We start from the raw sequence: 25,604 nt of genomic DNA on the forward strand, positions 1-25,604 counted from the left end.
GCGGAATTTCGGGCCGGGCGCCGGGCGCATCACAACGGTCTGTGGGCGTCGCGGTCCGGCGCGCGCTTCTGCGGCGCCAGCAGCAGCACGCTGGCAACGGGCCACAGCGCGGCCTCGAACAGCGGCGCCAGCAGCACGCCCCAGCCCGGCCACATGCCGCCCACCAGCAGGCGCACGACGACGGCCAGCACATGCGCCGCGACGAACAGCGGCAGCACCTGGATGGCCTGGCCGCGCAGGCTGAACCAGGGCAGCCGGCGGTGCAGCGTGATGGCGCTGAAGCTCAGCGCGCTGTAGGCCAGCGCATGCTGGCCCAGCACGGCGCCGTCGTGCACGTCGATGAGCAGGCCGAACACGAAGGCCCACAGCACGCCCACGCGGCGCGGCTGGTGCACGCCCCAGAAGACGAGGACGACGGCCAGCACGTCCGGCATGGCCGCCGCGCGGCCCACCGGCACCATGTCGATCATCAGCGCGACGATCAGCGTGAAGGCGATGAACCAGGGGTTGGCGGGGAGCAGCAGCTTTTCGGCTGCGCGCGGCATGATCATGGTGTCACCCCTGATGCCTTCGCCGCAGCTTTCTCCGCGGCCTTCTCTGCGCGTGCCGCCTTCTTCGCCTCGCGGGCCGTGGCCTTGGCTTCGGCGGCAGACGCCGCTTCGGCCGCTGCGGCCACCTCGGCCTCCTGCTTGGCCGCGATGTGGCGGTCCATCGGCTGCAGCACCAGCACGTGGCGCGCGCTGTCGGGCTGCGCGATGGGCGCCAGCAGCACCTGCGCAAAGCTGGAGTCGCCGCGGCGGTCCACCGCCGCGACCTTGGCCACCGGCAGGCCCGGCGGGTAGACGCCGTCCAGGCCCGACGTGGTCATCAGGTCGCCCACCTTCACGTCGGCATTGGCGGCCAGGAAGCGCAGCTCCATGCCGCTGCCGTCGGCGCGACCCGCGGCGGCGTTGCGCATCTGCGTGCGGGCGTTCAGCAGCGGGATGGCGGCGTCCTTGTCGGTCAGCAGCGTGACCTCGGCGGACAGCGGATAGACGCGTGTCACCTGGCCCAGCACGCCGGCCTCGTTGATGACCGGCGAGCCGGCCTTGACGCCCTGCGTCGCGCCGCGGTCGATGACGACGCGGCGCGAGAACGGGTCCGGCGCCTCGAACAGCACCTCGGCCGACAGCGACGCCACCGCCAGCGCGGGGCGCAGGTCCAGCAGCTTGCGCAGCCGCTCGTTCTCGGCCTGCAGCGCCTCGGCGCGCGACAGCCGCTCGGCCTGCGCGGCGAGCTGGCGCTTGGCGAGGTCTTCGGCGGCCATGGCGCGCTTGGTGCCGCGCAGGTAGTCCCCGGCGTTCTCCCAGGCGTCCACCGGCGTCAGCAGCAGGCGCTGCACGGGCTGCAGCACCAGCGCCAGCGCGGCGCGTGCCGGCTGCATCAGCTTGAAGCGGGCATCCGCCACCATCAGCACGAGGGCCAGCGCCGAACAGAGCGCGAGCTTGGTCAGCGCCGACGGTCCCTGGCGGAAGAAGGCGGGAGGGGTGCGGTCGAGAGTGCCGAGGGGCATGGCGCGCGCGGCGCGTTAGGGCTTATTCGGACGTGAAGATGGAGCCCAGGCGCTCCATGCGCTCCAGGGCCATGCCGCAGCCGCGCACGACGCAGGTCAGCGGGTCCTCGGCCACCAGCACCGGCAGGCCGGTCTCTTCGCCCAGCAGGCGGTCCAGGTCGCGCAGCAGCGCGCCGCCACCGGTCAGCATCATGCCGCGCTCGGCGATGTCGGCGCCCAGTTCCGGAGGTGTCTGCTCCAGCGCGTTCTTCACGGCGGAGACGATCTGGTTCAGCGGGTCGGTCAGCGCTTCCAGGATCTCGTTGGACGAGATCGTGAAGCTGCGCGGCACGCCTTCGGAGAGGTTGCGGCCCTTGACCTCCATCTCCTTCACCTCGGAGCCGGGGAAGGCGCTGCCGATGTTCTTCTTGATGGCTTCGGCGGTGGGTTCGCCGATCAACATGCCGTAGTTGCGGCGGATGTAGTTGATGATGGCTTCGTCGAACTTGTCGCCGCCGACGCGGACCGAGCCCTTGTAGACCATGCCGCCCAGCGAAATGACGCCGACTTCCGTCGTGCCGCCGCCGATGTCGACGACCATGGAGCCCGAGGCCTCGGCCACCGGCAGGCCGGCGCCGATGGCGGCGGCCATGGGTTCCTCGATCAGGTAGACCTCGCTGGCGCCGGCGCCCAGGGCGCTTTCACGGATGGCGCGGCGCTCGACCTGGGTGGAGCCGCAGGGCACGCAGATGATGATCCTCGGCGACGGCTTGAACGTCTTCGAGTCGTGGACCATCTTGATGAACTGCTTGAGCATCTGCTCGGTGACCGTGAAGTCGGCGATGACGCCGTCCTTCATCGGGCGGATGGCCTCGATGTTGCCGGGCACCTTGCCCAGCATGGCCTTGGCTTCGCGGCCGACGGCCTGGATGGTCTTCTTGCCGTTGGGGCCGCCTTCGTGGCGGATGGATACCACCGAGGGCTCGTCCAGCACGATGCCCTTGCCGCGCACGTAGATCAGGGTGTTTGCGGTGCCGAGGTCGATGGCCAGGTCGGTGGAGAAGTAGCGGCGCAGGGAGGCGAACATGGTGTGGCGCGGGGAGCCTCGCCGGCGGGGCGCGGCTTGAAATCGGGGGGCTGAATAAGCAACGAGGCCGCCCGGGCCGCGACGGAATTCATCGCGAAGCGGGCAGCCTCGAAGGCTTGCAAGATGGGCGGCGATAATAACCGAACACCCCTGTTTTGAGCCCTAGCACAGTAGGTTTTCGGCTCAATCCTTACACCTGAAAACGCCCTCCATGAGCCTCAGCCACGACGACGTGAGCCGCATTGCCAACCTGGCCCGGTTGGAGCTGCAGCCGGCCGAATCCGCCAGCCTGCTCGGCAACCTGAACGATTTCTTCAAGATCGTGGACCAGATGAGCGCCGTCGACACGGCCGGCGTCGAGCCGCTGTACACGCCGCTGTCGGCCATCCAGCAGGTGCAGCTGCGCCTGCGCGACGACGCCGTCACCGAGAGCAACCAGCGCGAAGCCAACCAGCGCAGCGCCCCGGCCGTCGAGGACGGCCTCTTCCTCGTTCCCAAGGTCATCGAATGAAGCCCGTTCACGACATGGGCGTGGCCGAGCTGGCCGCCGCCCTGAAATCCCGCGTGCTGTCCAGCCGCGAGGCCACGCAGGCGCTGCTGGCCCGCATCGCCGCGCACGACAAGGCGCTGGGCGCCTTCCTGCACGTCGACGCCGACGGCGCGCTGGCCCGCGCGGCCGCGGCCGACGCGCTGTTGGCCGCCGGCCAGGGCGGTGCGCTGGTGGGCGTGCCCATCGCGCACAAGGACATCTACGTCACGGCCGACATGCCCACCACGGCGGGCTCGAAGATGCTGGCCGGCTACCGCAGCCCGTTCGACGCCACCGTCGTGGCCCGCCTGAACGCAGCTGGCGCCGTGAGTCTGGGCAAGCTGAACTGCGACGAGTTCGCGATGGGCTCGGCCAACGAGAACAGCGCCTTCTTCCCGGCCAACAACCCGTGGGACCTGGGCCGCGTGCCCGGCGGCTCGTCGGGTGGCTCGGCTGTCGCCGTGGCGGCGCGCCTCGTGCCCGGCGTGACCGGCACCGACACCGGCGGCTCCATCCGCCAGCCGGCCAGCTTCACCGGCATCACCGGCATCAAGCCCACCTACGGCGTGTGCTCGCGCTACGGCATGATCGCCTTCGCCTCCAGTCTGGACCAGGCCGGCCCGATGGCCCGCTCGGCCGAGGACTGTGCACTGCTGCTGTCCAGCATGAGCGGCTTCGACGAGCGCGATGCCACCAGCGTCAACCAGCCGCCGCAGGACTTCCACGCGCAGATGCTGGCCGCCCGTGACGGCGCCACCGCCGCGCAGCCGTTGAAGGGCCTGCGCATCGGCCTGCCGAGGGAGTTCTTCCCATCGGGCCTGTCGGCCGACGTGAACGCCGCCGTGCGAGCCGGCCTGGCCGAGCTGGAGAAGCTGGGCGCGACGCTGGTGGACGTCAGCCTGCCGCGCACCGAGCTGGCCATTCCTGTGTACTACATCATTGCCCCGGCCGAGGCGAGCTCCAACCTGAGCCGCTTCGACGGCGTCAAGTTCGGTCATCGCGCCGCCAAGTACGACGATCTTCTCGACATGTACAAGAAGACGCGTGCCGAAGGCTTCGGTGCCGAGGTCAAGCGCCGCATCATGATCGGCACCTACGTGTTGAGCCACGGCTACTACGACGCCTACTACCTGCAGGCCCAGAAGCTGCGCCGCATGATCGCGGACGACTTCCAGCAGTGCTTCACGCAGTGCGACGTCATCGCCGGCCCGGTGGCGCCCACCGTCGCTTGGAAGCACGGCGAGGGCAAGGACGACCCGACGCAGGCCTACCTCGCCGACATCTTCACGCTGCCTGGCTCGCTGGCCGGCCTGCCCGGCATGAGCGTGCCGGTGGGCACCGGCGCAGGCGGCATGCCCGTGGGCCTGCAGCTCATCGGCAACTACTTCAAGGAAGGGCAGTTGCTGCACACCGCGCACGCCCTGCAGCAGGCGACCGACTGGCACCTGGCCGCGCCCGCAGGAATCTGACCATGCCCACGACGCCCCAACTCATCCGCGGCTACGAAGTCGTCATCGGCCTCGAAAACCACGTCCAGCTCTCTACGCAGAGCAAGATCTTCAGCGGCAGCTCTACCGCCTTCGGTGCGGAGCCCAATACTCAGGCGTCGCCGGTGGACCTGGCGCTGCCCGGCACGCTGCCAGTGCTGAACCGCGCCGCCGTCGAGCGCGCCATCCGCTTCGGCCTGGCGGTGGGCGCCAAGGTGGCGCCGCTGTCCATCTTCGCGCGCAAGAACTACTTCTACCCCGACCTGCCCAAGGGCTACCAGATCAGCCAGTTCGAGATCCCGGTGGTGCAGGGCGGCAAGGTGGAGTTCTTCGTCGGCGACAAGAAGCACGTCGTCAACCTGACCCGCGCCCACCTCGAGGAAGACGCCGGCAAGAGCCTGCACGAGGACTACCACGGCCAGTCCGGCATCGACCTGAACCGCGCCGGCACGCCGCTGCTGGAGATCGTCTCCGAGCCCGACATGCGCTCGGGTGCAGAAGCCGCCGAGTACGCCAAGACGCTGCACGCGCTGGTGATGTGGCTGGGCATCTGCGACGGCAACATGCAGGAAGGCTCGTTCCGCTGCGACGTCAACGTGTCCGTCCGCAAGCCCGGCGAGCCCTTCGGCACGCGCCGCGAGATCAAGAACCTCAACAGCTTCCGCTTCCTCGTTGACGCGGTGAACTACGAGGTGAACTGGCAGATCGACGAGATCGAGGACGGCCGCAAGATCCAGCAGGCCACGGTGCTCTACAACCCGGACACCGGCGAGACCCGCGCGATGCGCAGCAAGGAGGACTCGGCCGACTACCGCTACTTCCCCGACCCCGACCTGCCGCCGCTGGTGATCGCGCCGGAGTGGGTGGAGCGTGTGAAGGGCGAGATGCCCGAGCTGCCGGCCGTGATGGCCGCGCGGTTCATCGAGGTCGACGGCCTGCCGGAGTACGACGCGACGATGATGACGCAGAGCCTGGCGACGGCCCGCTACTACGAGGCCGCCAAGGCCGCAGGGGCGGTGCCGAAGCTGGTAGCGAACTGGGTCATGGGCGAGATCAGCAAGCGGCTGAATGCGAGCGGTGGCGAGATCGACGCTGCGCCGGTCGGACCTGAGTTGCTTGCCGCCCTGATCTCGCGAATCAAGGACGGCACGATCAGCAACAACGCCGCCAAGGAGGTTTTCGATTTCCTCTGGACGGCATCTGAAGCGACCGGTGCTGCGTTCAACGCGTCACACGCAGATCGCGCGATCCAGGATCTGGCGCGGATCGACGCCGTCATCGACGCCAAGGGCCTGAAGCAGGTCAGCGACACCGGCGCCATCGAGGCCATCCTCGACGAGGTGCTGGCCGCCAACCAGAAGTCCGTCGACGAATTCCGCGCCGGCAAGGACAAGGCGTTCAACGCGCTGGTCGGCCAGGCCATGAAGGCCACCAAGGGCAAGGCCAACCCGGCGCTGGTCAACGAGTTGCTGAAGAAGAAGCTCGGCTGATGGGGGCCCCGGCGCTCAGTGCGCCGGGAGGCTTCAACGCTTGGGTGCCGACGGCGTGGCCGTCGGCGCCGCCTTGGGCAGCTCGCCCAGCGGCGGCATGGAGCCGGGCGCCGCGCCGGCCCACAGCTTCTTCAGCCGTGCCAGCTCGGCGTCGAAGCGCGTGTTGATGCGCACGATCTCGGCCTTCTGGTTCTCGATGAGCACCTGCTGCGCCTCGACGCTGGCGTCGTTGGCGTCCAGCTGCTGCTTGAGCTTGCCCGGCAGCGGCCGGCCCTTGTAGAACTCGGCCTCGTCCAGCAGCGGCTTGCGCTCCTGCCCCAGGTCCTTGATGCGCCGCTCGGAGATGCGCATGGCCTTGTTGGCATCGTCCAGCGCGGCGTTGCGCGCGCGCTGGTGCGCCGCCTCGGTGGGGTAGCGCTGCACCAGCGTACGGTCGCGGCGGATGGCGTCCAGCTGGGCCAGCCGTTCGGCCGCGGCGCGGCGGTCGGCGGCCTCCTTGGCAGCGCGCTCCTCGGGGCTGAGGAAGGGCGGCAGCGTCGTGCGCTGCGAGCCGTCGGCGTTCAGCACGCGCTGCTCGCGCGAGGTGCATTCGGCAATCGGGCGGTCGCTGGTCAGGCGCCGGCCGTCGGCCGTCGTGCAGGTGTAGATGCCTTTGCCCGCGCCATCCTGGGCCTGGGCGGCCGACACGGCGATCAGCAGGGTGGCAGCGACGATCGGCGTGCGCATCGGCGGGTCAGACCCCGTAACGCTCTCGGTAGGCCTGCACGGCCGGGCGGTGGGCGGCGAGGTCTGGCGCGCCGTCCAGGAAGGTCAGCAGGTCGGCCAGGCCGGCCACCGAGACGACGTCCAGGCCGTAGCGCTGCTGCACCTGCTGCACGGCGGAGTGCGGGCTGTCGACGCCGCCCTCGGCGGCCTTCTCCTGGCGGTCCAGCGCGATGGCGACGCCGCAGGGCGTGGCGCCAGCAGCCTCAATCATCTGGATGGACTCGCGCACCGAGGTGCCGGCGGAGATGACGTCGTCGATGATGAGCACGCGGCCCTTGACCGGCGCGCCGACGAGGGTGCCGCCTTCGCCGTGGTCCTTGGCTTCCTTGCGGTTGTAGGCAAAGGGCACGTTGCGGCCGCGGCGGGCCAGCTCCATCGACACGGCGGCGGCCAGCGTGATGCCCTTGTAGGCCGGGCCGAAGATCATGTCGAAGGGCAGGCCCGAGGCGATCAGGCGCTCGGCGTAGAAGCCGGCCAGCCGGCCCAGCTTGGCGCCGTCGTCGAACAGGCCGGCATTGAAGAAGTACGGGCTGAGCCGCCCGGCCTTGGTCTTGAACTCGCCGAAGCGCAACACGCCCGCCTCGACGGCAAAGGCAACAAAGGATTGGGCGAGGGAATCGGTGGGCGCGGCGGACATGTCCGCGGGATTCTAGGGGTCAAAAAAACAGGCTCGACCCCTAGAAGAGGCCGAGCCTTCGCTGGTTTTCACCGAGTCGCGGGCCGGGCCCGCTTGTCGTCAGGAGGCGCTCAGAACGAGGCCTTGAACTGCACGCCGTAGCTGCGCGGTTCGTTGACGATACCGGTCAGGTTGTTGAAGTCGATTGCGGCGATGACCTGGCGGTGGTTGGTGATGTTGCGCGAGAACGCGGCCACCTCGTACTTGCCGTTGTCCCAGCCGTAGCCCACGCGCAGGCCGCCTTCCAGCGCCGACTTGGCGGTGTACTCCTTGGCGGCGTACAGGAACATGTTGTACTTGTCCTTGTAGGCCCAGTCGGTCAGTACGGTCAGCTCGCCACCGGCCAGCTCGGTGCTGTACTTCAGCGTCCAGTTCCACACCCACTTCGGCGCGCGCGGCAGCGGGTTGCCGTTGATGTTGACGGTGCCGTTCAGGCCCGCCGGGTTCAGCACGGCGCAGCCGTTGCCGCAGGGCACGACGAACAGGTTGGGGTCCTTGATCTCGGTGTCGTTGTACGACACGCCCAGCGTCGTGCGCCAGTCGCGGCCCAGGATGGCCTGGCCGTCGATCTCGAAGCCCTGGCCCTCGGCCTTGGCGGCGTTGAAGAGGCGGTTCTGGTTGATGGTGCCGCTGCCGGCCGTGACCTGCATGCCCTTCACGCGGTACTTGAACACTGTGGCGGTGACGCGCGCCGTGTTGTCCAGCAGGTCGGCCTTAATGCCGGCGTCGACGGACAGCACCTTTTCAGCGTTGGCCTGCGAGATGGGCGACGTGCCAGCAGGCACGGCGGATGCGTCGTAGAACAGCACGCGGCCCTGGATGCTGGGCGCGCGATAGCCGGTGGCCACGCGGGTGAACACGCTGGTGGCCTTGTCCAGGCTGTAGTTGGCGCCCAGGTCCCAGCTCCAGTTCGTCGACTTCGGCGACGTCGTGACGGTGGCGATGTTGGGCAGGAAGGGGTGCGACGTGCGGGCGGCGTCGAAGTCCTTCTTGTCGTTCGTGTAGCGCAGGCCGGCGGTGACCTTCAGGTCCGGCGTGATGGCGTGCTTGACGTTGCCGAACACGGCCCAGGACTTGGCGTTCTGGTGCTGCACGGCGTAACCGTTCTGCGGGTCGCCGGCGGCGAAGGTGTCGAAGTTGAAGCTGTCCACCTGCAGCTTCTCGTTGAAGTAGTACAGGCCCAGGATCCACTGCGTCGGATCGTTGGTGTTGGACTGCAGGCGGAATTCCTGCGTCGTCTGGCGCAGGTAGGGGATGCCGTCGGCGGTCTGCGAGTCGAACGGGATGTTGGCGTTCTGGCTGCCGTAGTTGGGGCCGGAGGGCAGCGCGTATGAGGCTCCGAAGCCGCCGTCCACGTCGGCGCGGCTGTAGAACTTGGCGCGGTCGTGGGCGGTGATGGAGTACAGCGACACGCCGTTGAAGTCCCAGCGCAGGCGGGCGCTGACCTCGTTGGACGTCAGCGTCTGCGAGTTGACGCCGTCGGTGGGGTAATAGGCGTCGTCATAGCCGTCGACCAGCTCGTTGGTGCCCTTCTTGATGATGTTGGCGCGGAAGAGCGTTGCCGAGCCCGTGTAGTCGCGGGCCTGCACCTTGAAGAGGCCCTCGAAGTTGCCGCTCTTGTAGAGGGCCTGCACGCGCAGCGCCTTGTCGCTGTAGCCCTCGAAATCGGAGGTCGCGCCCGGCAGCGGGTTGTGCACGCGGTCGTTCTGGCGCTGCACGAGGCCGGCCACGCGCAGCTGCAAGTCGCTGTTGACCGGCACGTTGACGGCCGCCTCCAGGTTCAGGGCGCTCCAGCGGCCGAAGCCCAGGTTGGCGTAGCCCTCCAGGCGCTTGGTCGGGCGGGCGGAGTCGAATTTCATGACGCCGGCCGGCGAGTTGCGGCCGAACAGCGTGCCCTGCGGGCCGCGCAGCAGTTCCACCTGGGCCATGTCGAAGACCGGGAAGCCCTTCAGCGCGATGCTTTCCTGCACGACGTCGTCATAGACCAGGCCCACCGGCTGGGAGGCATTCATGTCGAAGTCGGTGTTGCCGATGCCGCGGATGTAGAAGCGCGGGAACGTGCGGCCGTAGTCGGACTCGATGTTCAGGCTCGGCACCTTGCCCGACAGCGCGCGGATGTCCTGGCCGCTGGCGTTGTAGGTGTCCAGTTCCTCGGACTTGATCGCCGAGATGGACAGCGACACGTCCTTCAGGTTCTCGGCCCGGCGGCTGCCGGTGACGATGACGGCCTGCAGCTGGTTCACGTCCTTCTTGGCTTCGGGCTCCGACGCGGCCTGGGCGACGGCGGACTGCAGCGGAAAGGCCGCACCCAGCGCCAGCGCAAGCAGGGTCGGGGTGGTCAGGATCTTGGGCATGGGAAATCCTCGGGGTTGATGGGCAGACAGACGGACGGGGGGGAGAGCGGCGGGGGCACTTGTGGTGCCTCTGGATTGCTACGGGATAGTAAAGATCGCGTGACGATTTCGTGATGACAGCGACCCGGCGCTGTTGTGCATTTGCTGCACTGCGATACTGGGGTTTTGCCGCCCCCCCAACCGCCCCGATGCGCTTCATCACCGCCAACCTCAACGGCGTCCGCTCCGCCGCCAGCAAGGGCTTTTTCGACTGGCTGGCCCAGCAGCAGGCCGATGCCGTCGGCGTGCAGGAGCTCAAGGCGCAGGCCGACGTCGTGGAGAGCAAGTTCCGCAGCTGCGACAAGCTCAACGGCCATTTCCACTATGCCGAGAAGAAGGGTTACTCCGGGGTGGGGCTGTACACCCGGGAGGAGCCCAGCGACGTCGTCACCGGATTGGGGATTGCGGAGTTCGACGGCGAGGGGCGCTGGGTGGAGAAGCGCTTCGACAAGCCGGGCCGCAAGCTCAGCCTCATCAGCGTCTACTTCCCCAGCGGCACCAGCGGCGAGGAGCGCCAGCAGGTCAAGTACCGCTTCCTGGATGCCGTGTTCCCGCACCTGCAGGCGCTGAAGGCCGAGCGGGAGTTCATCCTCGTGGCCGACGTGAACATCGCGCACAAGGAGATCGACCTGAAGAACTGGCGCGGCAACCAGAAGAACAGCGGCTTCCTGCCCGAGGAGCGGGCCTGGATGACGCGGCTGCTGGACGAGGGCGGCGTGGTGGACGTGTTCCGCACGCTGAACCAGCAGGCCGAGCAGTACACGTGGTGGAGCAACCGCGGCAACGCGCGCGCCAACAACGTCGGGTGGCGGCTGGACTACCACCTCGCCACGCCCGGCGTCGCGGCGCTGGCCCGGGCCGAGTCCATCTACACGGGCCAGCTGTTCAGCGACCACGCGCCGCTGACCATCGACTACGACTTTGAACTCTGACTGGCGCGGCCTTCAGCCTTTAACGCGGGGTAACGAGCCGCTACGGGGTGGCGGCAACTCCTACAGCGCGTCGGGCCGGGTGCCGACCCCGGCGGCAGGGCGACCCTCCTAGAGTGGATTCCAGCCGGTGGAAATCCCGGCCCCGCCAGCCGGCGCTCCATGGCCGGTTCACCGCTTTGAAAGGAGTCCTCCATGTCTGCCCTCAAGACCGCCACCTCCGCGCTCACCGCCGTCGTCCTCGTGTCCGGCATCAGCTTCGCCTGGGCCCAGTCCGACGAGCAACCCGTGCAGCCTGTCGACACCCCCGCCGCCGTCATGCCCAGCGAGGAAACGCCGGCCGACCCGAATGCGCTGCCGCCCGTCGACAACACGACAGCCAACACCCCGCAGCAGCAACAGCAGGCTGACGACCCGTCGCGCACGATGCCCCCGGCCGACACCACCACCACGCCGCTGCCGCAGGACAGCAGCAGCCAGCCGGCGCCCATGCCCGAGCCGGCGCAGGAACCGGCCCCCCGCGCCGACCGCAACTGATCGGCTAACCTGGCGCGACGTCTGCACTGACCGCCATGCGATCCGACGCGCCTCCTGAGCACGACGCTGCCGCCCGCCGGCGGCGCGACGTGCTCACCGGCCTGGGGCGGGGCGTGCTGTTGGCCGCCCTCGCCCTGGCCGTGCTGTACCTCGTCGTCGGTGACCGCTTCCGGCGCAGCACGCCAGCGCCGGCACCCACGCCGCCCACCGCCGTGGCGCGAGCGCTGCCGGCCGCCAGTGCGGCCCTGCCGCGGCAGCTGGACCTGGCCGGCGTCAGCGCGCCGCGCGACGTGACGCAGGTGGCCGCCTGGGCCGTGCGCGATGCCGACAACGCCAGCCGCCCCTTCGCCATCGTCGACAAGCGCCGTGCACAGGTCTACGTTTTCGCGCCCGGCGGCCGGCTGCTCGGCACCAGCCCGGTGCTGCTGGGCTACGCGGCCGGTGACCGCAGCGTCCAGGGCATTGGCAACAAGGCGATCGATCAGATCCAGCCCCACGAACGCACCACGCCTGCCGGGCGCTTCCAGTCCGCACCCGGGCGCAATTCGCTGGGGCAGGAGGTCGTGTGGGTCGACTACTACGCCGCCGTCTCCATGCACCGCGTGCGCGCCACCAACCCGGCCGAGCGTCGCCTGGAACGCCTGGCGACCCAGACCGCTGCGGACAACCGCATCAGCTGGGGGTGCATCAACGTGCCGGTCGCATTCTTCGACGAGACCGTCTGGCCCCACATCGGCCAGGGGCGCGGCGTCGTCTACGTGCTGCCCGAGCGCGAGCCCCTGGCCGCCTTCTTCCCTGCCGCGGCCGCGGCGCCGCAGCTGGCCCAGCTGTCTGCCCCAAAAAGGTAACACCGCCAAACCGTGAAGTCCTCGGCTGTGCGCCGCGGGTCTGCCTTCCTAGACTGCCCGCCGGGCTGGCGCGCGGTCGCGCCCGCCTTCATGAATGGGGCAGCAGGTGGGCAGCAGGTGGGCAAGCCGGTTCAGGGGCGGTGTCACGGGCATCGTGATCGCGTGGGGCGCCATGTCGGCCGCGCCCGCCATGGCCGAGGTGTCGCCGCGGCCCGTCGCGCATGACGCCGCGGATGCCCGCCCGTTCGCCGTCGTCGACAAGCGCCGGGCGACGCTGGCCGTCTACGCTGCGGATGGTCGCCTCGTCGGCCGCACCGCTACGCTGCTGGGTCTGACGCCCGGCGACCGCGAGCCGGCCAGCGCGCGCGGCAAGGCCCCCAGCGCCCTGAACACCCACGAGCGGGTGACGCCGGCCGGCCGTTTCGAGGCCGTGCCCGGGCGCAACCTCAGCGGCGAACGCGTCGTCTGGTTCGACTACGCGGCCAACCTCGCCATCCACCGCCTGCGCCCGGCGCCCGCGAGCGAGCGCCGGCCCGAGCGGCTGGCGTCGGCCAACCTGCAGGAGCGCCGCATCACGCTGGGCTGCGTGGTCGTCGACCCGGGGTTCTTCGACGCCGTCGTGCTGCCCACGCTGGGCCGCGGCCCCAGCCTGGTCTACATCCTGCCGGAGCATGACGAGGCCGTGGTATCCGGCGGCGGCAAGTCACGCGCCGCGGCGCCTTGAGCGCCTGAACGGGGCGGCGCGGCCCTAGGATGCGCGCCCATGACCCTGATCAGCATCGTCACCAGCTGCCTGAACGAGGCCGACAACGTCGTCGAGCTGCACCAGCGCATCAAGGCGCAGTTCGACGCCGGCGGGCCGGCCGCCGACTTCGAGTTCGAGCACATCTACGTGGACAACGGATCCACCGACGCGACGGTGGCGCAGGTCAAGGCGCTTGCCGCGGCGGACCCGCGCGTCAAGCTGATCGTCAACGCCCGCAACTTCGGCCACGTGCGCTCACCGCTGCACGGCATGTACCAGGCCAGCGGGCAGGCGGTCATCTGCATGGCGTCCGACCTGCAGGACCCGCCGGAGCTGATCGCGCAGTTCGTGGCGCACTGGCGCGCCGGCGAACTGATCGTGCTGGGCGTGAAGCCGCATTCGCGCGAGACCTGGGCCATGGCGGTGCTGCGGCGCGCCTACTACCGCGCGCTGCGCCGCATGGCCGACGTGCCGTTGATCGCCAACTTCACCGGCTTCGGGCTCTATGACCGCTCCGTCGTGGCGATGATCCGCGAGCTGGGCGACCCGTACCCCTACTTCCGCGGACTCATTGCCGAGCTGGGCATCCGCTACGCCACCGTCGAGTTCGAGCAGCCCGCGCGGGTACGCGGCATCACGAAGAACAACTTCTACACGCTGTACGACCTGGCGATGCTCGGGTTGACCAGCCACTCCAAGCTGCCGCTGCGGCTGGCCACGCTGGCCGGCTTCACGCTCAGCGCGCTCAGTCTGCTGGTGTCGCTGGGCTACCTGGTGGCCAAGCTGCTGTTCTGGCAGTACTTCACCGTCGGCACGGCGCCCATCATCATCGGCCTGTTCTTCTTCGGTGCGGTGCAGCTGTTCTTCATCGGCATCGTCGGCGAGTACGTGGCAGCCATCCACACGCAGGTCAGCCGGCGGCCGCTGGTCGTCGAGAAGGAGCGCGTCAACCTGCCGCCGGGGCCGGCACTGCCGCGCCATTCGGGCGGGGGCGAGCAGTGAGCCGTACGCCCACCGGCCGTGGCATCGGCTGGCTGTTTTGGGCCTATCTGGCCGTTGCGCTGGCGACGATGGCGGTGTCGGCGCGGCTGTGGTGGCAGTCGCCACTGCAGTTGACGACGTTCGAGTTCGACTATTTCCTCGGCCTGTTCGATGGCAGCGGCCCTCGCGTCGCCCCGGAGCGTGTGCTGCAGGGGCGGGCGCTGCATCTGGTGCTGATGCTGGCGCTGGGCTTGCTGTTTGCAGCCGCCCTGCTGCGCGTGGCCCGGCAGCCCGAGGCAGTGTCCGTGCCGCGCATCGCGGCAGCGTCGGCGCTTGCCGCCGTCGTCTTTGCCCTCGGCATGCCGTGGGTCAGCCCGGATGTTTTCTTCTACATCGGCACCGGCTGGGTGGATGCGCACTACGGGCTCAACCCCTACCGGCAGCCGATGGGACAGATCCCCGGCTTCGCGAACGACCCGATGTTCGCCAATGTCTTCCCGAGATTCCTCCAGGGCACCACGGCCTACGGCCCTCTGTTCCAGAAGATCGCCGCCGGGCTGGCTGGCTTGTCCGGTGGCAACGAGAAGCTGGCACTGGCACTGCACAAGCTGTTCTACCTGGGCCTGCATGCGGCGGCCAGCGCGCTGGTGTACCGGCTGGCGCCGCCGGCCTGGCGCAAGGCGGCGTTGTTCGGCTACGCGGCCAACCCGCTGATCCTGTTCAGCGTGCTGACCTGCGCGCACAACGATCACCTGATGAACGTGTGCGTGCTGGGCGCGCTGTGCCTGCTGCAGCGCCGGCACGTGCTGGCGGCCGGCCTGGCGCTGGGCACCGCGTTCAGCCTCAAGTACTTCCCGCTGGTGTTCCTGCCCATCATGGCGGCCATGGCGCTGCTGCAGCCCGGGCCGCTGCGGCTGCAGTGGCGCACGCTGCAGCCGCCGGCGCTGCTGTTCATGGGTTTCGGGCTGGCAGTGCTGGCGTGGTCCAAGCTCTATCCGGCTTCGACGGAGCATGTGTCGCACCTGCTGAGCACGGGCGTCCATGTCTATCGCAGCAGCATCTTCCACTTGGTGGACGCGGTGACGCGCTATGTGCTGCCGGCATTGTTCGGCGCGCCGCCGGCGCTGATCGAGCGCGAAGACCTCGGTGGCGTGCTGCGGCTGGCCTACATGGCCTTGTACGCGCTGATGTGCTGGCGCTACTGGCCGCGGTTGAAGCGCGACCCCTTCCAGGCCGGCATCGAGATGTGCCTGCTGGCGACGCTGCTGTACTTCCTGCTCGTCAACACCTCCAACCAGGAGTGGTACCTGACGTGGCTGATGGGCTTCGCGTTCGTGCTGCCCAGCGAGGCGGCGCGCACGCTGACGCTGCGGCTGTCGGTGGCCTACGTGCCGCTGGTCATCTACACGGTGCGCGGCGATCGTGGCGTGGTGTTCGCGGCCAACCTGGCGCTGTACCTGTTGCTGCTGGTGTGCGCCTGGGCTTACATGCGCAGCCGGATCGCCCGTCCGGAGCCTCGGCCGTGACCCTGGCCGTGGAGGCCCGCTGGGCGCTGGCGACCCGTGCCGTCCAGGGGCTGGGAGCGCTGATTGCCGTCATCTGCGTGGTGCGCGGCTACGGCGTCGAATTGCAGGGCCTGTTCTTCAGCTTCCTGAGCCTGGCGGCGCTGATCCAGCTGGGCGACTTCGGCGTCGGCTATGCCAGCCTGCAGATGGCCGGCCACCTGCGCGCGCGAGGCGAGGTCGCCGAGGCCGCCCAGTTGCGCCGGCAGGCGCGCCGGCGTGGCCTGGCGTGGCTGGCGGCCAGCGGCGCGGTCGTGGCGGTCGCCGTCATGCTGTCTCTGCGCGCCTCGGCCGGCCAGCCCTGGCTGGGCGCCTGGTGTGCGCTGGCGTTGGCGGCCGTTGCGCTGCAGTGGGCGCAGCTGGAGCTGGCCTGGCTGGAGGGCGCGCGCTCGGTGGCCCTGGCGTGGCGCCTTCGCTTCGCACAGGAGTCGCTCGGCGCCGGTGTGTTCGTCGGCAGCCTGCTGGCGGGCTGGGGCCTGTGGAGCCTCGCGCTGTATTTCGTGGTCCGGGCGGTGGTGCCGCTGTGCTGGTGGCTGCTCGCCGGGCGCGCCGTTGCCCCGGTCGCCGAGCAGACCGCCGAGCCGGCAAACTTCTCCTGGGCCCGGCAGCTGTGGCCTTTCCAGTGGCGCATCGGCCTGAGCGCGCTGGCGGGCTTCCTCGTCTTCCAGGCGGTCAACCCGGTGCTGCTGCTCAGCCAGGGCGCGGCCGCCGCGGCACGCTTCGGCATCGCCCTGGCCATCATGAACATGCTGCTGCTGCTGTGCACCGCCTGGCCGTTGAGCCAAGCGGCGCGCTTTGCCGCGCTGCTGGCGCAGCAGGACGGCGCCGGCGTGCGCCTGAGATTGGCGCGCGTGCTTTGGCCGTCGCTGGCGCTGGCGCTGCTGGCCGCGCTGCTGGCGCTGGCTGTCGTGGCCGCGCTGTTGCACTGGCTGCCGCCGCTGGCTGAGCGGCTGCCGGACCTCGCCACGCTGTCGCTGCTGCTGGCTGCAGGCCTGGCCCACCAGGCCACGGCGTGCTACGCGGTGGTGCTGCGAGCCGAGCGTCAGGAGCCCCTGCTGAGGGTCAGCGTCATCGGCGGGTTGGGTGGCCTCGTGCTCATCGCCGCCGTTGCTCGGGTGACAGGCCTGCCCGGCGTCGCGCTGGCCCATCTGGGCTGCACGCTGGTCGGGCTGCTGATCGCCTGGCGGCACTGCCAGCGGCTGTTGCAACGTCTGCCCGTGTCATGAATCAACGCCCCCGCCTGAGTATTGCCATTCCCACGCTGAACCGCGCCGAGCTTGTGAAGCGCGCGCTGGACAGCGCGCTCGCCCAAACCTGCCAGGACATCGAGATCCTGATCTCCGACAACGGCTCGCGCGACGGCACGGCGGCCTGGCTGGCCGGCATCAGCGACCCGCGGCTGCGCAAGTTCCGCCATGAGCAGACGATGGACGCGGCGGTGCATGGAAACTTCCTGATCGAGCAGGCGCGTGGCGACTACTTCGTCGGCCTGTCCGACGACGACTGGCTGGAGCCCGACTTCGCGGCCGAGGTGCTGGCGCTGCTGGACCGGCACCCCGACCTGCCGTTCGTCTACACCGGCTGCCTGACCCACTACGCCGGCAACGCCGTGCCGGCGCTGTGCGGCCCCGAGCGCGAGTCGGGCAGCGAGTTCCTGGCCGCCTTCTTCGCCGGCCGGCGCGAGGTGTGCTGGTGCGCCTGCGCCAGTCGCCTGGCCGACGTGCGCGAGATCGGGCCCATTCCGCCGGGGCGCATTTTTGGCGACCTGTATCTGTGGACGCGGCTGGCGCGCCGGGGTGATATCGGCTGCGTGCCGCGGCCGCTGTCAAATTACCGCTTCGTGACGGCAGACAACGTCTCCACCGGCACGCCCGTGACGGCCTGGGCGCGCGAGACCCGGCTGGTGGCCGATGAGGTGCTCGCGGCCTGGCCCGCGCTGGCCGACGCCCCGCAGCGGCGGCAGCGCGACCGGCTGGTACGCGACATGCACGACTTCGTTGCCCGTTCCAGCGCCAACCAGTTCGTCTGGAATGCGGTGCGCGGCGTGCCTCGGAGGGCGTTGTGGCGCAGCCTGCTGCCGCTGTGGGGGCTGCTGTGGCGGTCGCCCCGCGTGGCGCCGCGGCTGGCGTTGGCGTTGCTGCTGCCGCAGCGCTGGGTACGCGGGCTGGTGCTCGCGGCTGCGGCCCGGCGGGGGCGTCAGCGCTAAGAGACCCCGCCAGGAACCCAGGGCAATCCCTGGGTGGATGGCCCCGGGTTTGTCGGCGCCAGACAGGACAATTCCGCCCTTTCCAGCGGGTTACCGCCCGCGCCCCCGGTTTCACTTGGAACGACAGACGTGACCACCCCCACCACCACGGCCCATCCGGCCGGCCGCGCGGCAGCCGCGACGCCGGCCACCACCATCCTCGGCCAGCCCAACCAGCTCTTCGTCCTCTTCTTCACGGAGATGTGGGAGCGCTTCTCCTACTACGGCATGCGTGCGCTGCTCGTGCTGTTCCTCGTCACCGAGGCCAGCAAGGGCGGCTGGGGCTGGAGCCGGGCGGATGCGACCAACCTGTACGGCTGGTACACGATGTTCGTGTACTTCACGCCCATCCTCGGCGGCTACGTGGCCGACCGGCTGCTGGGCACGCGCCGCTCGGTGCTGCTGGGCGGCTTCATCATCGCGGCCGGCCACATCGCGCTGTTCATGGAGACGGTGCCGATGTTCTACACCGGCCTGGGCCTCGTGGTGCTGGGCACGGGCCTGTTCAAGCCCAACATCTCGGCCATCGTCGGCCAGCTCTACGGCAAGGACAACGAGGGCGCCCGTGACGGTGGCTACACGCTGTTCTACATGGGCGTGAACGCCGGTGCCTTCTTCGGCATCTCGCTGTGCGGCTACATCGGCGAGAAGATCTCCTGGAACCTCGGCTTCGGGCTGGCCGGCATCTTCATGGTCCTGGGCGCCATCCAGTTCTGGCTCAGCCAGGGCCTGTTCGGCACCATCGGCGACAAGATCGACGCCGCCAAGAAGGTCGTCGAGGAGAAGCTGGACGACACGCCGGCGCACGTCGTGGCCGACCGCCTGAAGGCCATCTTCGTGTTCTCGTTCTTCACGATCTTCTTCTGGTTCGCCTTCGAGCAGGCCGGCGGCTCCATGACCATCTTCGCGGCCGACTACACCGACCGCACGCTGGTCGGCACGGCCGGCCTCGCGTTCAAGATCGTCAACACGGCGATGACGCTGGTGCCGGCGGCCATCCTGTCGTGGCTGCTGTTCAAGCTCTACCGCTCCACCGGCGGCCAGTACGCCCTGGCCAACGTGTCGCTGGCCGTCGCCTTCGCCATCATCTGGGGCCTGTGCCTGTGGATGCTGGGCCGCGAGTTCGCGATGGACCAGAGCGAGGTGCCTGCCACGTGGTTCGGCGTGCTGAACAGCTTCTTCATCGTCGTGCTGGCGCCGATGTTCTCCAAGATGTGGGAGGAGAAGTGGAACCCGTCCGGCCCGGTAAAGTTCGGTGTCGGCCTGGTGCTGCTGGGTCTGGGCTTCGCCGTGCTGTCCTACGGCTCGGCCGGCATCCCGCAGGGCGCCAAGACGGCGCAGGTCAGCATGATGTTCCTGACGCTGGCCTACCTGTTCCACACCATGGGCGAGCTGTGCCTGTCGCCGGTGGGCCTGTCCTACATCTCCAAGCTGGCGCCGACGCGGCTGCTGGGCCTGATGTTCGGCGTGTGGTTCCTGAACTCCGCCATCGCCAACAAGATCGCGGGCTCCACCGGCTCCTACATCGACCAGATCTCGTCGACGTACTCGATGTCCGTGTTCTTCCTGATCTTCACGATCATTCCCATCGGCGCCGGTGTCGTGCTGATGGCGATGACGCCGCTGATGAAGAAGTGGATGCACGGCGTTCACTAGCCCGCCCGCTACCGGCTTCGCCGGCCTGACGAAACCGCCCGAGGGCGGTTTTCCTTTTTGTTCACAGTTCTTTGCTGTTGACAAGGAATGTCAGCAGCATGGTCGGGCTTTATGTTCTGGGGTTACAGCGGAAGCTGTGATTTGCTTACAGTCGCCGGCTTGCACCCGGAGCCCCCCATGACGAAGCACAGCCTGGCGCTGACCCTGACCCCCCTCCTCGCCGCCGCCCTCCTCGCCGCCTGCGGCCAGAAGCAGGATGGCGCCGGCGGCCACGCCGGCGGCCCGCCGCCCGTGTCGGTGGCGCCTGCCACCCAGCGCGAGGTGCAGGAGTTCGACGAATTCACCGCCCGCCTGGAGGCGCCCGACACCGTCGAGGTGCGTGCCCGCGTCGCCGGCACCGTGGACGCCGTGCGCTTCAAGGAAGGCCAGCTGGTGAAGAAGGGCGACCCGCTGTTCACTATCGACGCCCGCGCCTTCAAGGCCGAGGTGGCGCGCGCCGAGGCGCAGATCGCCGCCGCGAAGACCCAGGCCGAGCTCGCCAAGGCCGACCTCGCCCGCGCCGAGAAGCTGGTCAGCGCCAACGCGGTCAGCCAGCAGGAGATCGACCAGCTGCGCGCCGCGCTGCGCAGCGCCGAGGCCAACCAGAAGAGCGCCGAGGCCGCGCTGGTGCAGGCCCGGCTGAATGTGGAGTACGCCAGCGTGACGGCACCCGTCAGCGGCCGCACGTCGCGCGCCAACGTGACGCCGGGCAACCTCGTGGGCGTGGGTGACGCGGTGCTGACCACCGTCGTCTCCAGCGACAAGGTCTACGCCTACTTCGACGCCAGCGAGGCTACCTATCTCAAGTACATGCGCTCGGCCAAGCCCATCCAGACCGCCGTGCAGATGGGCCTGTCCAACGAGCAGGGCTTCCCGCACACCGGCAAGCTGGACTTCGTCGACAACCGCCTGAACCCCGCCACCGCGTCCATCCGCGCCCGCGCCGTGTTCGACAACAAGGGCGGCCTGTTCACGCCGGGCCTGTACGCCCGCGTGAAGCTGGGCGGCAGCGGCACCTATGCCGGCGTCGTCGTGCCCGACCGCGCCATCACGACCGACCAGACCCAGAAGCTCGTCCTCGTCGTCGGCCCCAACAACATCGTGCAGCCGCGGCCCGTGAAGCCCGGCGCGCTGATCGACGGCATGCGCGTCGTCGACGGCGTCAAGGCCGGCGAGCTGGTCATCGTCGACGGCCTGCTGCGTGCCTTCCCCGGCGCGCCGGTCACGCCGCAGGTGCTGAAGGTGGATGACAAGGGCATGCCGATCCCGGCAGCTCCCCCGGGCGCCGCGCCTGCGCCGGCCCCGGCTTCTGCCGCCTCGAAGTAACCAAAGGCGGCACCAGCCATGGACATCTCACGCTTCTTCATCGACCGGCCGCGTTTCGCGACCGTGTTGTCCCTCTTCGTCTTCCTGATCGGCGCGCTGGCCATCCCGCTGCTGCCGATCTCGGAGTACCCCGAGGTCGCGCCGCCGCAGGTCGTCGTGCGCGCCCAGTACCCCGGCGCCAACCCGCGCGTCATCGCCGAGACGGTCGCCACGCCGCTCGAGGAACAGATCAACGGCCTCGAGAACGTTCTCTACTTCGAGAGCCAGGCCACCGGTGACGGCGGCATGACGCTGACCGTCACGTTCAAGATCGGCACCCACCCCGAGGCCGCCGAGACGGCGGTGCAGAACCGCATCAACCGCGCGCTGCCGCGGCTGCCCGAGATCGTGCGCACCATCGGCGTGACGACCGAGAAGTCCAGCCCCAACCTCACCATGGTGGTGCACCTGGTGAGCCCGGACAACTCGCGCGACGCGCTCTACCTGCGCAACTACGCGACGCTGAACGTGCGCGACGACCTGCTGCGCATCCCGGGCATGGGCTCGGTGCAGAGCTTCGGTGCGGGCGACTACGCGATGCGCATCTGGTTGGACCCGCAGAAGCTCGCTGGCCGCAACCTGACGGCGGGCGACGTCGTCGGCGCCATCCGCGAGCAGAACACCCAGGTGGCCGCCGGTGTCGTCGGCGCGTCGCCGTCGCCGCAGGGCACGGACTTCCAGCTCTCCATCAACGCCCAGGGCCGCCTGGCCAGCGAGGAGGAGTTCGGCAACATCATCGTCCGCACCGACCCGCGCACCGGCGCCTTCGTCCGCGTGAAGGACGTGGGCCGCGTCGAGATCAGCGCCAACACCTACGCGCTGCGCAGCCTGCTGAACAACAAGGAGGCCGCCGCCATCGCCGTGTTCCAGGCGCCGGGCTCCAACGCACTGGCCATCTCGGACAACGTCCGCAAGACGATGGAGAAGCTCAAGCCCAGCTTCCCCAAGGGCGTGGACTACGCCATCGTCTACGACCCGACGCGCTTCGTGCAGACCTCCATCGAGAAGGTCGTGCACACGCTGTTCGAGGCCGTCGCGCTGGTGGTGCTGGTCGTCATCATCTTCCTGCAGACTTGGCGCGCGTCCATCATCCCGCTGGTCGCCGTGCCGGTGTCCATCGTCGGCACGTTCGCGGTGCTGCTGCTGCTGGGCTTCTCCATCAACACGCTGACGCTGTTCGGCCTCGTGCTGGCCATCGGCATCGTCGTGGACGATGCCATCGTGGTCGTCGAAAACGTCGAGCGCAACATCCAGGACGGCCTCACGCCGCATGCGGCGACCGTGAAGGCGATGCAGGAGGTCTCGGGACCCATCATCGCCATCGCGCTGGTGCTGTGCGCGGTGTTCATCCCGCTGACGCTGGTGCCGGGCCTGTCGGGCCAGTTCTACAAGCAGTTCGCGGTGACCATCGCCATCTCGACGGTGATCTCGGCGTTCAACTCGCTGACGCTGTCGCCCGCGCTCGCAGCCATCCTGCTGCGCCCGCATGACGCGCCCAAGGACCGCCTGATGGTGGTCATGGACAAGCTGTTCGGCCGCTTCTTCCACTGGTTCAACTGCTTCTTCCAGCGCCGCTCCAGCGACTACGGCCGCGGCGTCACCGGCATCCTCAAGCGCAAGGGCGCCGCGCTGGTGGTCTATGCGCTGCTGCTGGGCGCCACGGCGCTGCTGTTCACGCGCATTCCCAGCGGCTTCGTGCCCGCGCCGGACAAGCAGTACCTGATCGGCGTGGCCCAGTTGCCGGCCGGCTCCAGCCTGGACCGCACCGAGGAAGTCATCCGCCAGATGAGCGCCATCGCGCTCAAGGTGCCCGGCATCGTCGACTCGGTGGCCTTCCCCGGCCTGTCGGTGGCCGGCTTCTCGGCCTCGCCCAACGAAGGCATCGTGTTCTTCGGACTGGACAGTTTCGACAAGCGCACCTCGCGTGAGCTGAGCAAGGAAGCCATCCTTGGCCAGGTCAACGGCGCCATCCAGCAGATCCAGGGCGCGCGCATGTTCGTCGTGCCGCCGCCACCGGTGGACGGCCTGGGCATCGCGGGCGGCTTCAAGATCCAGGTGCAGGACCGCAGCAGCCAGGGCGAGCAGGCGCTGTACGGCGCCACCTGGGGCTCGCTGGGCCAGATCTACGGCAACCCGGGCACCAGCATCGGCACGCCGTACTCCAACTACGACATCAACGTGCCGCAGCTGTTCGCCAACGTCGATCGCGTGAAGGCCAAGCAGATGGGCGTGCCGCTGGCCTCCATCTACGACACGCTGCAGATCAACCTCGGCTCGCTGTACGTCAACGACTTCACCAAGTTCGGCAAGACCTACCAGGTCATCGTGCAGGCCGACGCGCCGTTCCGCGCCAAGGCCGAGGACGTCGTGCAGCTCAAGACCCGCAACGACGGTGGCGACATGGTGCCGCTGGGCTCGCTGATGAGCGTGGAGCCCACGTTCGGCCCCACGCGCGTGACTCGCTACAACGGCTTCCCCGCCGCCGACATCAACGGCGCGCCCAAGCCGGGCTTCTCGTCCGGCCAGGCCGAGGCCGAGATCGAGCGCATCCTGAAGACGCTGCCGCGCGGTTTCAGCTACGAGTTCACCGACCTCAGCTACCAGGACCGCCTGACCCGCGACGTCGAGCTGCCCGGCACCGGCATCAAGGTGCCCACGCTGGCCGCCGTGCTCGCGTTCTCGGTGCTGCTGGTCATCCTCGTGCTGGCCGCTCAGTACGAGAGCTGGAGCCTGCCGCTGGCCATCATCCTGATCGTGCCGATGTGCATCCTGTCGGCGCTGTTCGGCGTGTGGATCTCGCACTTCCCGCCGTTCATGCAGGCGGGGGACCTGAACATCTTCACGCAGGTGGCGCTGGTGGTGCTGGTGGGCCTGGCGTGCAAGAACGCCATCCTCATCGTCGAGTTCGCCAAGGAGCTGGAGGAGCACGGTCGCTCGGTGGCGGACGCCGTCATCGAGGCCTGCCGCCTGCGGCTGCGCCCCATCCTGATGACGTCCATCGCGTTCTGCGCGGGCGTGATCCCGCTGATCCTCGGCAGTGGTGCCGGCAGCGAGATGCGCCGTGCGATGGGTATCGCCGTGTTCGCCGGCATGCTCGGTGTGACCTTCTTCGGCATCTTCCTGACGCCGGTGTTCTACGCGCTGCTGCGCAAGGGTACCGAGAAGCGCCGCGCCCGCGCGGCCGCGCTGCGCGCCCAGGTCGAGGCCTCGGCCCACGCCTTCCACCCCGGCATCGATGACGCCGCCCCCAAGAAGGAGGGCCACTAAATGAGCCACAAGCCCCCACGTTCGCTTCGCTCGCTGCCCCCCGAGGAGGCGCGCAACGGCTCCGGGCGGACGAGCGCCATTGCAGCCCGCCTGACCCCTTTCGCCCTCGCGGCCCTCGTCGTCGGCTGCGCCGCGCCCGGCCTGTCCCAGGGCCCGGCCCCGCTGGCCCCTGAGAAGTTCGCGCAGCTGCCGCCCTCCGGCAACGGCGCCGCGACGATGACCGCCGCCTTCGTCGACAGCGCGCAGCTGCAGCGCGTCGTCGACGACGTGCTGGCCAACAACCGCGACCTGCGCGCCGCCGCCGCGCGGCTCAAGCAGGCCGAGGCACTGGCCGACGCGGCCGGCGCGCGCCGCCTGCCGTCGGTGGGTGCCGGCGCCAACGCCAGCCGCCAGCGCGCCGCCAACGACCAGGGCCAGTACAACAACTTCAACAGCTACGGCGTCAACGCGACGGCGGCCTGGGAGGTCGACCTGTGGGGCCGCGCGTCGGCCACCGCGCAGGCGGCCGGTTATGACGCCCAGGGCGCCGCGCTGGACCGCGACGCCGCCCAGCTCAGCCTGGCCGGCACCGCGCTGAACCTGCAGGCCCAGCTCATCGGCCTGGGCCACCGCCTCAAGCTCGCGAAGGAAACGCTGGTCGTGCAGAACCAGCTGCTGGACCTCGTGAAGGCCCGTGTCGGCGCCGGCCGCAACACCGCGCTGGACCAGGCCCGCGCCGAAGCGCTGGTCGCGCAGACCTCCGCCAGCGTGCCCGCGCTGCGCAACGCGGCGTGCCTCACCCGCCTGCAGCTGGACGTGCTGCGCGGCCAGCCGCCGGCCGACTGCGACAAGGCCGACACCGACCCGCTGCCCGCCATGCCCGAGCCGCGCCTCGTCAGCCTCGGCGCGCTGCCCGACCCCGCCGGCCTGCTGGCCGCGCGGCCCGACGTGAAGGCCGCCAACGCTCGCGCCCAGGCCGCCGCCGCGCGGGCCCAGGTCGCCTGGGCCGCGCGCTGGCCCACGCTGGGCCTGACCGGCCAGATCGGCTGGAGCGCCGGCAAGGCCGGCGACCTGTTCAAGAGCGGCACGCAGATCCACAGCCTTGCCGCCGCGCTGAACTGGAACTTCCTGGACTTCGGCGCCCGCAAGGCCGAGGAAACGGCCGCCCGCGCCGGCTTCGACGCCGCCGTGGCCGCCGCCGAGCAGGCGCAGCTCACCGCGCTTCAGGACGCGCAGGGCAGCCTGTCCACGCTGCGCGAGACCGAGCTGCAGGCTGTGGCCCAGGCGCAGGCGGCGGACGCCACCGTGCGCGCGCGGGACCTGGCCTTCAAGCGCTACGACGCCGGCGTGACCGACTTCTATGCGCTGCTGAACGCCGAACAGGAACGCCTGGCCGCGGCCGATGCGCTGATCCAGGTGCAGACCGGCCGCGCCACGGCGCTGCTGGCCGTGCACAAGGCGTTTGCGGCGAAGCTGACGGCGCAGTGAATGAG

At 69.5% G+C, this 25,604-nt stretch carries 21 protein-coding genes; 15 read left to right on the top strand and 6 right to left on the bottom strand.

All coding sequences use genetic code 11. The features are described 5' to 3' along the window. Positions 1-29: 29 nt before the first annotated feature. The 3 genes from mreD to AC1Q7O_RS08490 are packed head-to-tail and all read right to left on the bottom strand — an operon-like array spanning position 30 to position 2,618. Positions 30-551, bottom strand: a complete 522-nt coding sequence (gene mreD, locus AC1Q7O_RS08480; protein WP_492661000.1) for a rod shape-determining protein MreD — start codon at positions 549-551, stop codon at positions 30-32. After that, entirely contained in the window at positions 548-1,552 is a 1,005-nt protein-coding gene (gene mreC, locus AC1Q7O_RS08485; RefSeq protein WP_492661001.1) for a rod shape-determining protein MreC, read from the bottom strand. Before mreC ends, mreD begins: the two co-directional genes overlap by 4 nt. A 22-nt stretch (positions 1,553-1,574) precedes the next feature. Continuing rightward, positions 1,575-2,618: a rod shape-determining protein gene (locus AC1Q7O_RS08490; RefSeq protein ID WP_056191483.1), complete on the bottom strand. Its 1,044-nt coding sequence runs from the start codon at positions 2,616-2,618 to the stop codon at positions 1,575-1,577. A 211-nt stretch (positions 2,619-2,829) separates the two neighbouring features. On the opposite strand from AC1Q7O_RS08490, the gene gatC reads away from it, so the two are divergent. From gatC to gatB, 3 genes are read left to right on the top strand one after another with little or no spacing between them, the layout of a single operon-like run. Next, positions 2,830-3,129 (top strand): Asp-tRNA(Asn)/Glu-tRNA(Gln) amidotransferase subunit GatC, encoded by a 300-nt coding sequence (gene gatC / locus AC1Q7O_RS08495; RefSeq protein ID WP_492661002.1) that lies wholly within the window; start codon positions 2,830-2,832, stop codon positions 3,127-3,129. Further along, the gene (gatA, locus tag AC1Q7O_RS08500) at positions 3,126-4,616 is read left to right on the top strand and encodes an Asp-tRNA(Asn)/Glu-tRNA(Gln) amidotransferase subunit GatA (RefSeq protein WP_492661003.1); all 1,491 of its coding nucleotides are present in this window, start codon (positions 3,126-3,128) and stop codon (positions 4,614-4,616) included. The genes gatC and gatA overlap by 4 nt, the downstream gene beginning before the upstream one ends. A gap of 2 nt (positions 4,617-4,618) precedes the next feature. Further along, positions 4,619-6,124, top strand: a complete 1,506-nt coding sequence (gatB, locus tag AC1Q7O_RS08505) for an Asp-tRNA(Asn)/Glu-tRNA(Gln) amidotransferase subunit GatB (protein WP_492661004.1) — start codon at positions 4,619-4,621, stop codon at positions 6,122-6,124. 33 nt (positions 6,125-6,157) lie between these two features. Here the strand turns inward: gatB and AC1Q7O_RS08510 are convergent, their stop codons facing one another. From AC1Q7O_RS08510 to AC1Q7O_RS08520, 3 genes are all read right to left on the bottom strand, one after another. Next, the gene (locus tag AC1Q7O_RS08510) at positions 6,158-6,850 is read right to left on the bottom strand and encodes a hypothetical protein (protein ID WP_492661005.1); all 693 of its coding nucleotides are present in this window, start codon (positions 6,848-6,850) and stop codon (positions 6,158-6,160) included. Positions 6,851-6,857: 7 nt separating this feature from the next. Next, on the bottom strand, positions 6,858-7,526 hold the full coding sequence (pyrE, locus tag AC1Q7O_RS08515; protein ID WP_492661006.1) for an orotate phosphoribosyltransferase: 669 nt from the start codon (positions 7,524-7,526) through the stop codon (positions 6,858-6,860). 110 nt (positions 7,527-7,636) lie between these two features. Further along, positions 7,637-9,919 (bottom strand): TonB-dependent receptor, encoded by a 2,283-nt coding sequence (locus AC1Q7O_RS08520; RefSeq protein WP_492661007.1) that lies wholly within the window; start codon positions 9,917-9,919, stop codon positions 7,637-7,639. 188 nt (positions 9,920-10,107) lie between these two features. On the opposite strand from AC1Q7O_RS08520, the gene AC1Q7O_RS08525 reads away from it, so the two are divergent. The 12 genes from AC1Q7O_RS08525 to AC1Q7O_RS08580 all read left to right on the top strand — a co-directional run bounded on the left by AC1Q7O_RS08525 (position 10,108) and on the right by AC1Q7O_RS08580 (position 25,599). Further along, positions 10,108-10,890 carry an exodeoxyribonuclease III gene (locus AC1Q7O_RS08525; protein ID WP_492661008.1) on the top strand — a complete coding sequence of 261 codons (783 nt, stop codon included), beginning with the start codon at positions 10,108-10,110 and terminating at the stop codon, positions 10,888-10,890. A gap of 192 nt (positions 10,891-11,082) precedes the next feature. Further along, the gene (locus tag AC1Q7O_RS08530; protein WP_492661009.1) at positions 11,083-11,424 is read left to right on the top strand and encodes a hypothetical protein; all 342 of its coding nucleotides are present in this window, start codon (positions 11,083-11,085) and stop codon (positions 11,422-11,424) included. A 35-nt stretch (positions 11,425-11,459) separates the two neighbouring features. Continuing rightward, the gene (locus tag AC1Q7O_RS08535) at positions 11,460-12,272 is read left to right on the top strand and encodes a hypothetical protein (RefSeq protein WP_492661010.1); all 813 of its coding nucleotides are present in this window, start codon (positions 11,460-11,462) and stop codon (positions 12,270-12,272) included. A 172-nt stretch (positions 12,273-12,444) separates the two neighbouring features. Then, positions 12,445-12,996, top strand: coding sequence for a L,D-transpeptidase (locus AC1Q7O_RS08540; RefSeq protein ID WP_492661011.1), 552 nt, complete (start codon positions 12,445-12,447; stop codon positions 12,994-12,996). A 39-nt stretch (positions 12,997-13,035) separates the two neighbouring features. Then, positions 13,036-14,019 (top strand): glycosyltransferase family 2 protein, encoded by a 984-nt coding sequence (locus tag AC1Q7O_RS08545; RefSeq protein ID WP_492661012.1) that lies wholly within the window; start codon positions 13,036-13,038, stop codon positions 14,017-14,019. After that, a complete protein-coding gene (locus tag AC1Q7O_RS08550; protein ID WP_492661013.1) occupies positions 14,016-15,524 on the top strand; it encodes an MptA/MptB family glycosyltransferase in 1,509 nt (502 codons plus the stop codon). The genes AC1Q7O_RS08545 and AC1Q7O_RS08550 overlap by 4 nt, the downstream gene beginning before the upstream one ends. Then, the gene (locus AC1Q7O_RS08555) at positions 15,521-16,786 is read left to right on the top strand and encodes a hypothetical protein (protein ID WP_492661014.1); all 1,266 of its coding nucleotides are present in this window, start codon (positions 15,521-15,523) and stop codon (positions 16,784-16,786) included. Before AC1Q7O_RS08550 ends, AC1Q7O_RS08555 begins: the two co-directional genes overlap by 4 nt. Further along, positions 16,783-17,766, top strand: coding sequence for a glycosyltransferase family 2 protein (locus AC1Q7O_RS08560; RefSeq protein ID WP_492661015.1), 984 nt, complete (start codon positions 16,783-16,785; stop codon positions 17,764-17,766). The genes AC1Q7O_RS08555 and AC1Q7O_RS08560 overlap by 4 nt, the downstream gene beginning before the upstream one ends. Positions 17,767-17,895: 129 nt before the next feature. Then, entirely contained in the window at positions 17,896-19,461 is a 1,566-nt protein-coding gene (locus AC1Q7O_RS08565; protein WP_492661016.1) for a peptide MFS transporter, read from the top strand. A 177-nt stretch (positions 19,462-19,638) separates the two neighbouring features. Then, on the top strand, positions 19,639-20,826 hold the full coding sequence (locus tag AC1Q7O_RS08570; RefSeq protein ID WP_492661017.1) for an efflux RND transporter periplasmic adaptor subunit: 1,188 nt from the start codon (positions 19,639-19,641) through the stop codon (positions 20,824-20,826). Positions 20,827-20,844: 18 nt separating this feature from the next. Then, positions 20,845-24,132 (top strand): efflux RND transporter permease subunit, encoded by a 3,288-nt coding sequence (locus AC1Q7O_RS08575; RefSeq protein WP_492661018.1) that lies wholly within the window; start codon positions 20,845-20,847, stop codon positions 24,130-24,132. Continuing rightward, positions 24,133-25,599 (top strand): efflux transporter outer membrane subunit, encoded by a 1,467-nt coding sequence (locus AC1Q7O_RS08580; RefSeq protein ID WP_492661019.1) that lies wholly within the window; start codon positions 24,133-24,135, stop codon positions 25,597-25,599. Positions 25,600-25,604: the final 5 nt, after the last annotated feature.

This window comes from Roseateles sp. GW823-FHT07B05, from assembly GCF_058794515.1.

What these genes read in the sequence shown, in the direction of transcription:
- mreD (WP_492661000.1), bottom strand. Translation starts at nt 551, where the DNA reads ATGATCATGCCGCGCGCAGCCGAAAAGCTGCTGCTCCCCGCCAACCCC.
- mreC (WP_492661001.1), bottom strand. Translation starts at nt 1,552, where the DNA reads ATGCCCCTCGGCACTCTCGACCGCACCCCTCCCGCCTTCTTCCGCCAG.
- AC1Q7O_RS08490 (WP_056191483.1), bottom strand. Translation starts at nt 2,618, where the DNA reads ATGTTCGCCTCCCTGCGCCGCTACTTCTCCACCGACCTGGCCATCGAC.
- gatC (WP_492661002.1), top strand. Translation starts at nt 2,830, where the DNA reads ATGAGCCTCAGCCACGACGACGTGAGCCGCATTGCCAACCTGGCCCGG.
- gatA (WP_492661003.1), top strand. Translation starts at nt 3,126, where the DNA reads ATGAAGCCCGTTCACGACATGGGCGTGGCCGAGCTGGCCGCCGCCCTG.
- gatB (WP_492661004.1), top strand. Translation starts at nt 4,619, where the DNA reads ATGCCCACGACGCCCCAACTCATCCGCGGCTACGAAGTCGTCATCGGC.
- AC1Q7O_RS08510 (WP_492661005.1), bottom strand. Translation starts at nt 6,850, where the DNA reads ATGCGCACGCCGATCGTCGCTGCCACCCTGCTGATCGCCGTGTCGGCC.
- pyrE (WP_492661006.1), bottom strand. Translation starts at nt 7,526, where the DNA reads ATGTCCGCCGCGCCCACCGATTCCCTCGCCCAATCCTTTGTTGCCTTT.
- AC1Q7O_RS08520 (WP_492661007.1), bottom strand. Translation starts at nt 9,919, where the DNA reads ATGCCCAAGATCCTGACCACCCCGACCCTGCTTGCGCTGGCGCTGGGT.
- AC1Q7O_RS08525 (WP_492661008.1), top strand. Translation starts at nt 10,108, where the DNA reads ATGCGCTTCATCACCGCCAACCTCAACGGCGTCCGCTCCGCCGCCAGC.
- AC1Q7O_RS08530 (WP_492661009.1), top strand. Translation starts at nt 11,083, where the DNA reads ATGTCTGCCCTCAAGACCGCCACCTCCGCGCTCACCGCCGTCGTCCTC.
- AC1Q7O_RS08535 (WP_492661010.1), top strand. Translation starts at nt 11,460, where the DNA reads ATGCGATCCGACGCGCCTCCTGAGCACGACGCTGCCGCCCGCCGGCGG.
- AC1Q7O_RS08540 (WP_492661011.1), top strand. Translation starts at nt 12,445, where the DNA reads ATGTCGGCCGCGCCCGCCATGGCCGAGGTGTCGCCGCGGCCCGTCGCG.
- AC1Q7O_RS08545 (WP_492661012.1), top strand. Translation starts at nt 13,036, where the DNA reads ATGACCCTGATCAGCATCGTCACCAGCTGCCTGAACGAGGCCGACAAC.
- AC1Q7O_RS08560 (WP_492661015.1), top strand. Translation starts at nt 16,783, where the DNA reads ATGAATCAACGCCCCCGCCTGAGTATTGCCATTCCCACGCTGAACCGC.
- AC1Q7O_RS08570 (WP_492661017.1), top strand. Translation starts at nt 19,639, where the DNA reads ATGACGAAGCACAGCCTGGCGCTGACCCTGACCCCCCTCCTCGCCGCC.
- AC1Q7O_RS08575 (WP_492661018.1), top strand. Translation starts at nt 20,845, where the DNA reads ATGGACATCTCACGCTTCTTCATCGACCGGCCGCGTTTCGCGACCGTG.
- AC1Q7O_RS08580 (WP_492661019.1), top strand. Translation starts at nt 24,133, where the DNA reads ATGAGCCACAAGCCCCCACGTTCGCTTCGCTCGCTGCCCCCCGAGGAG.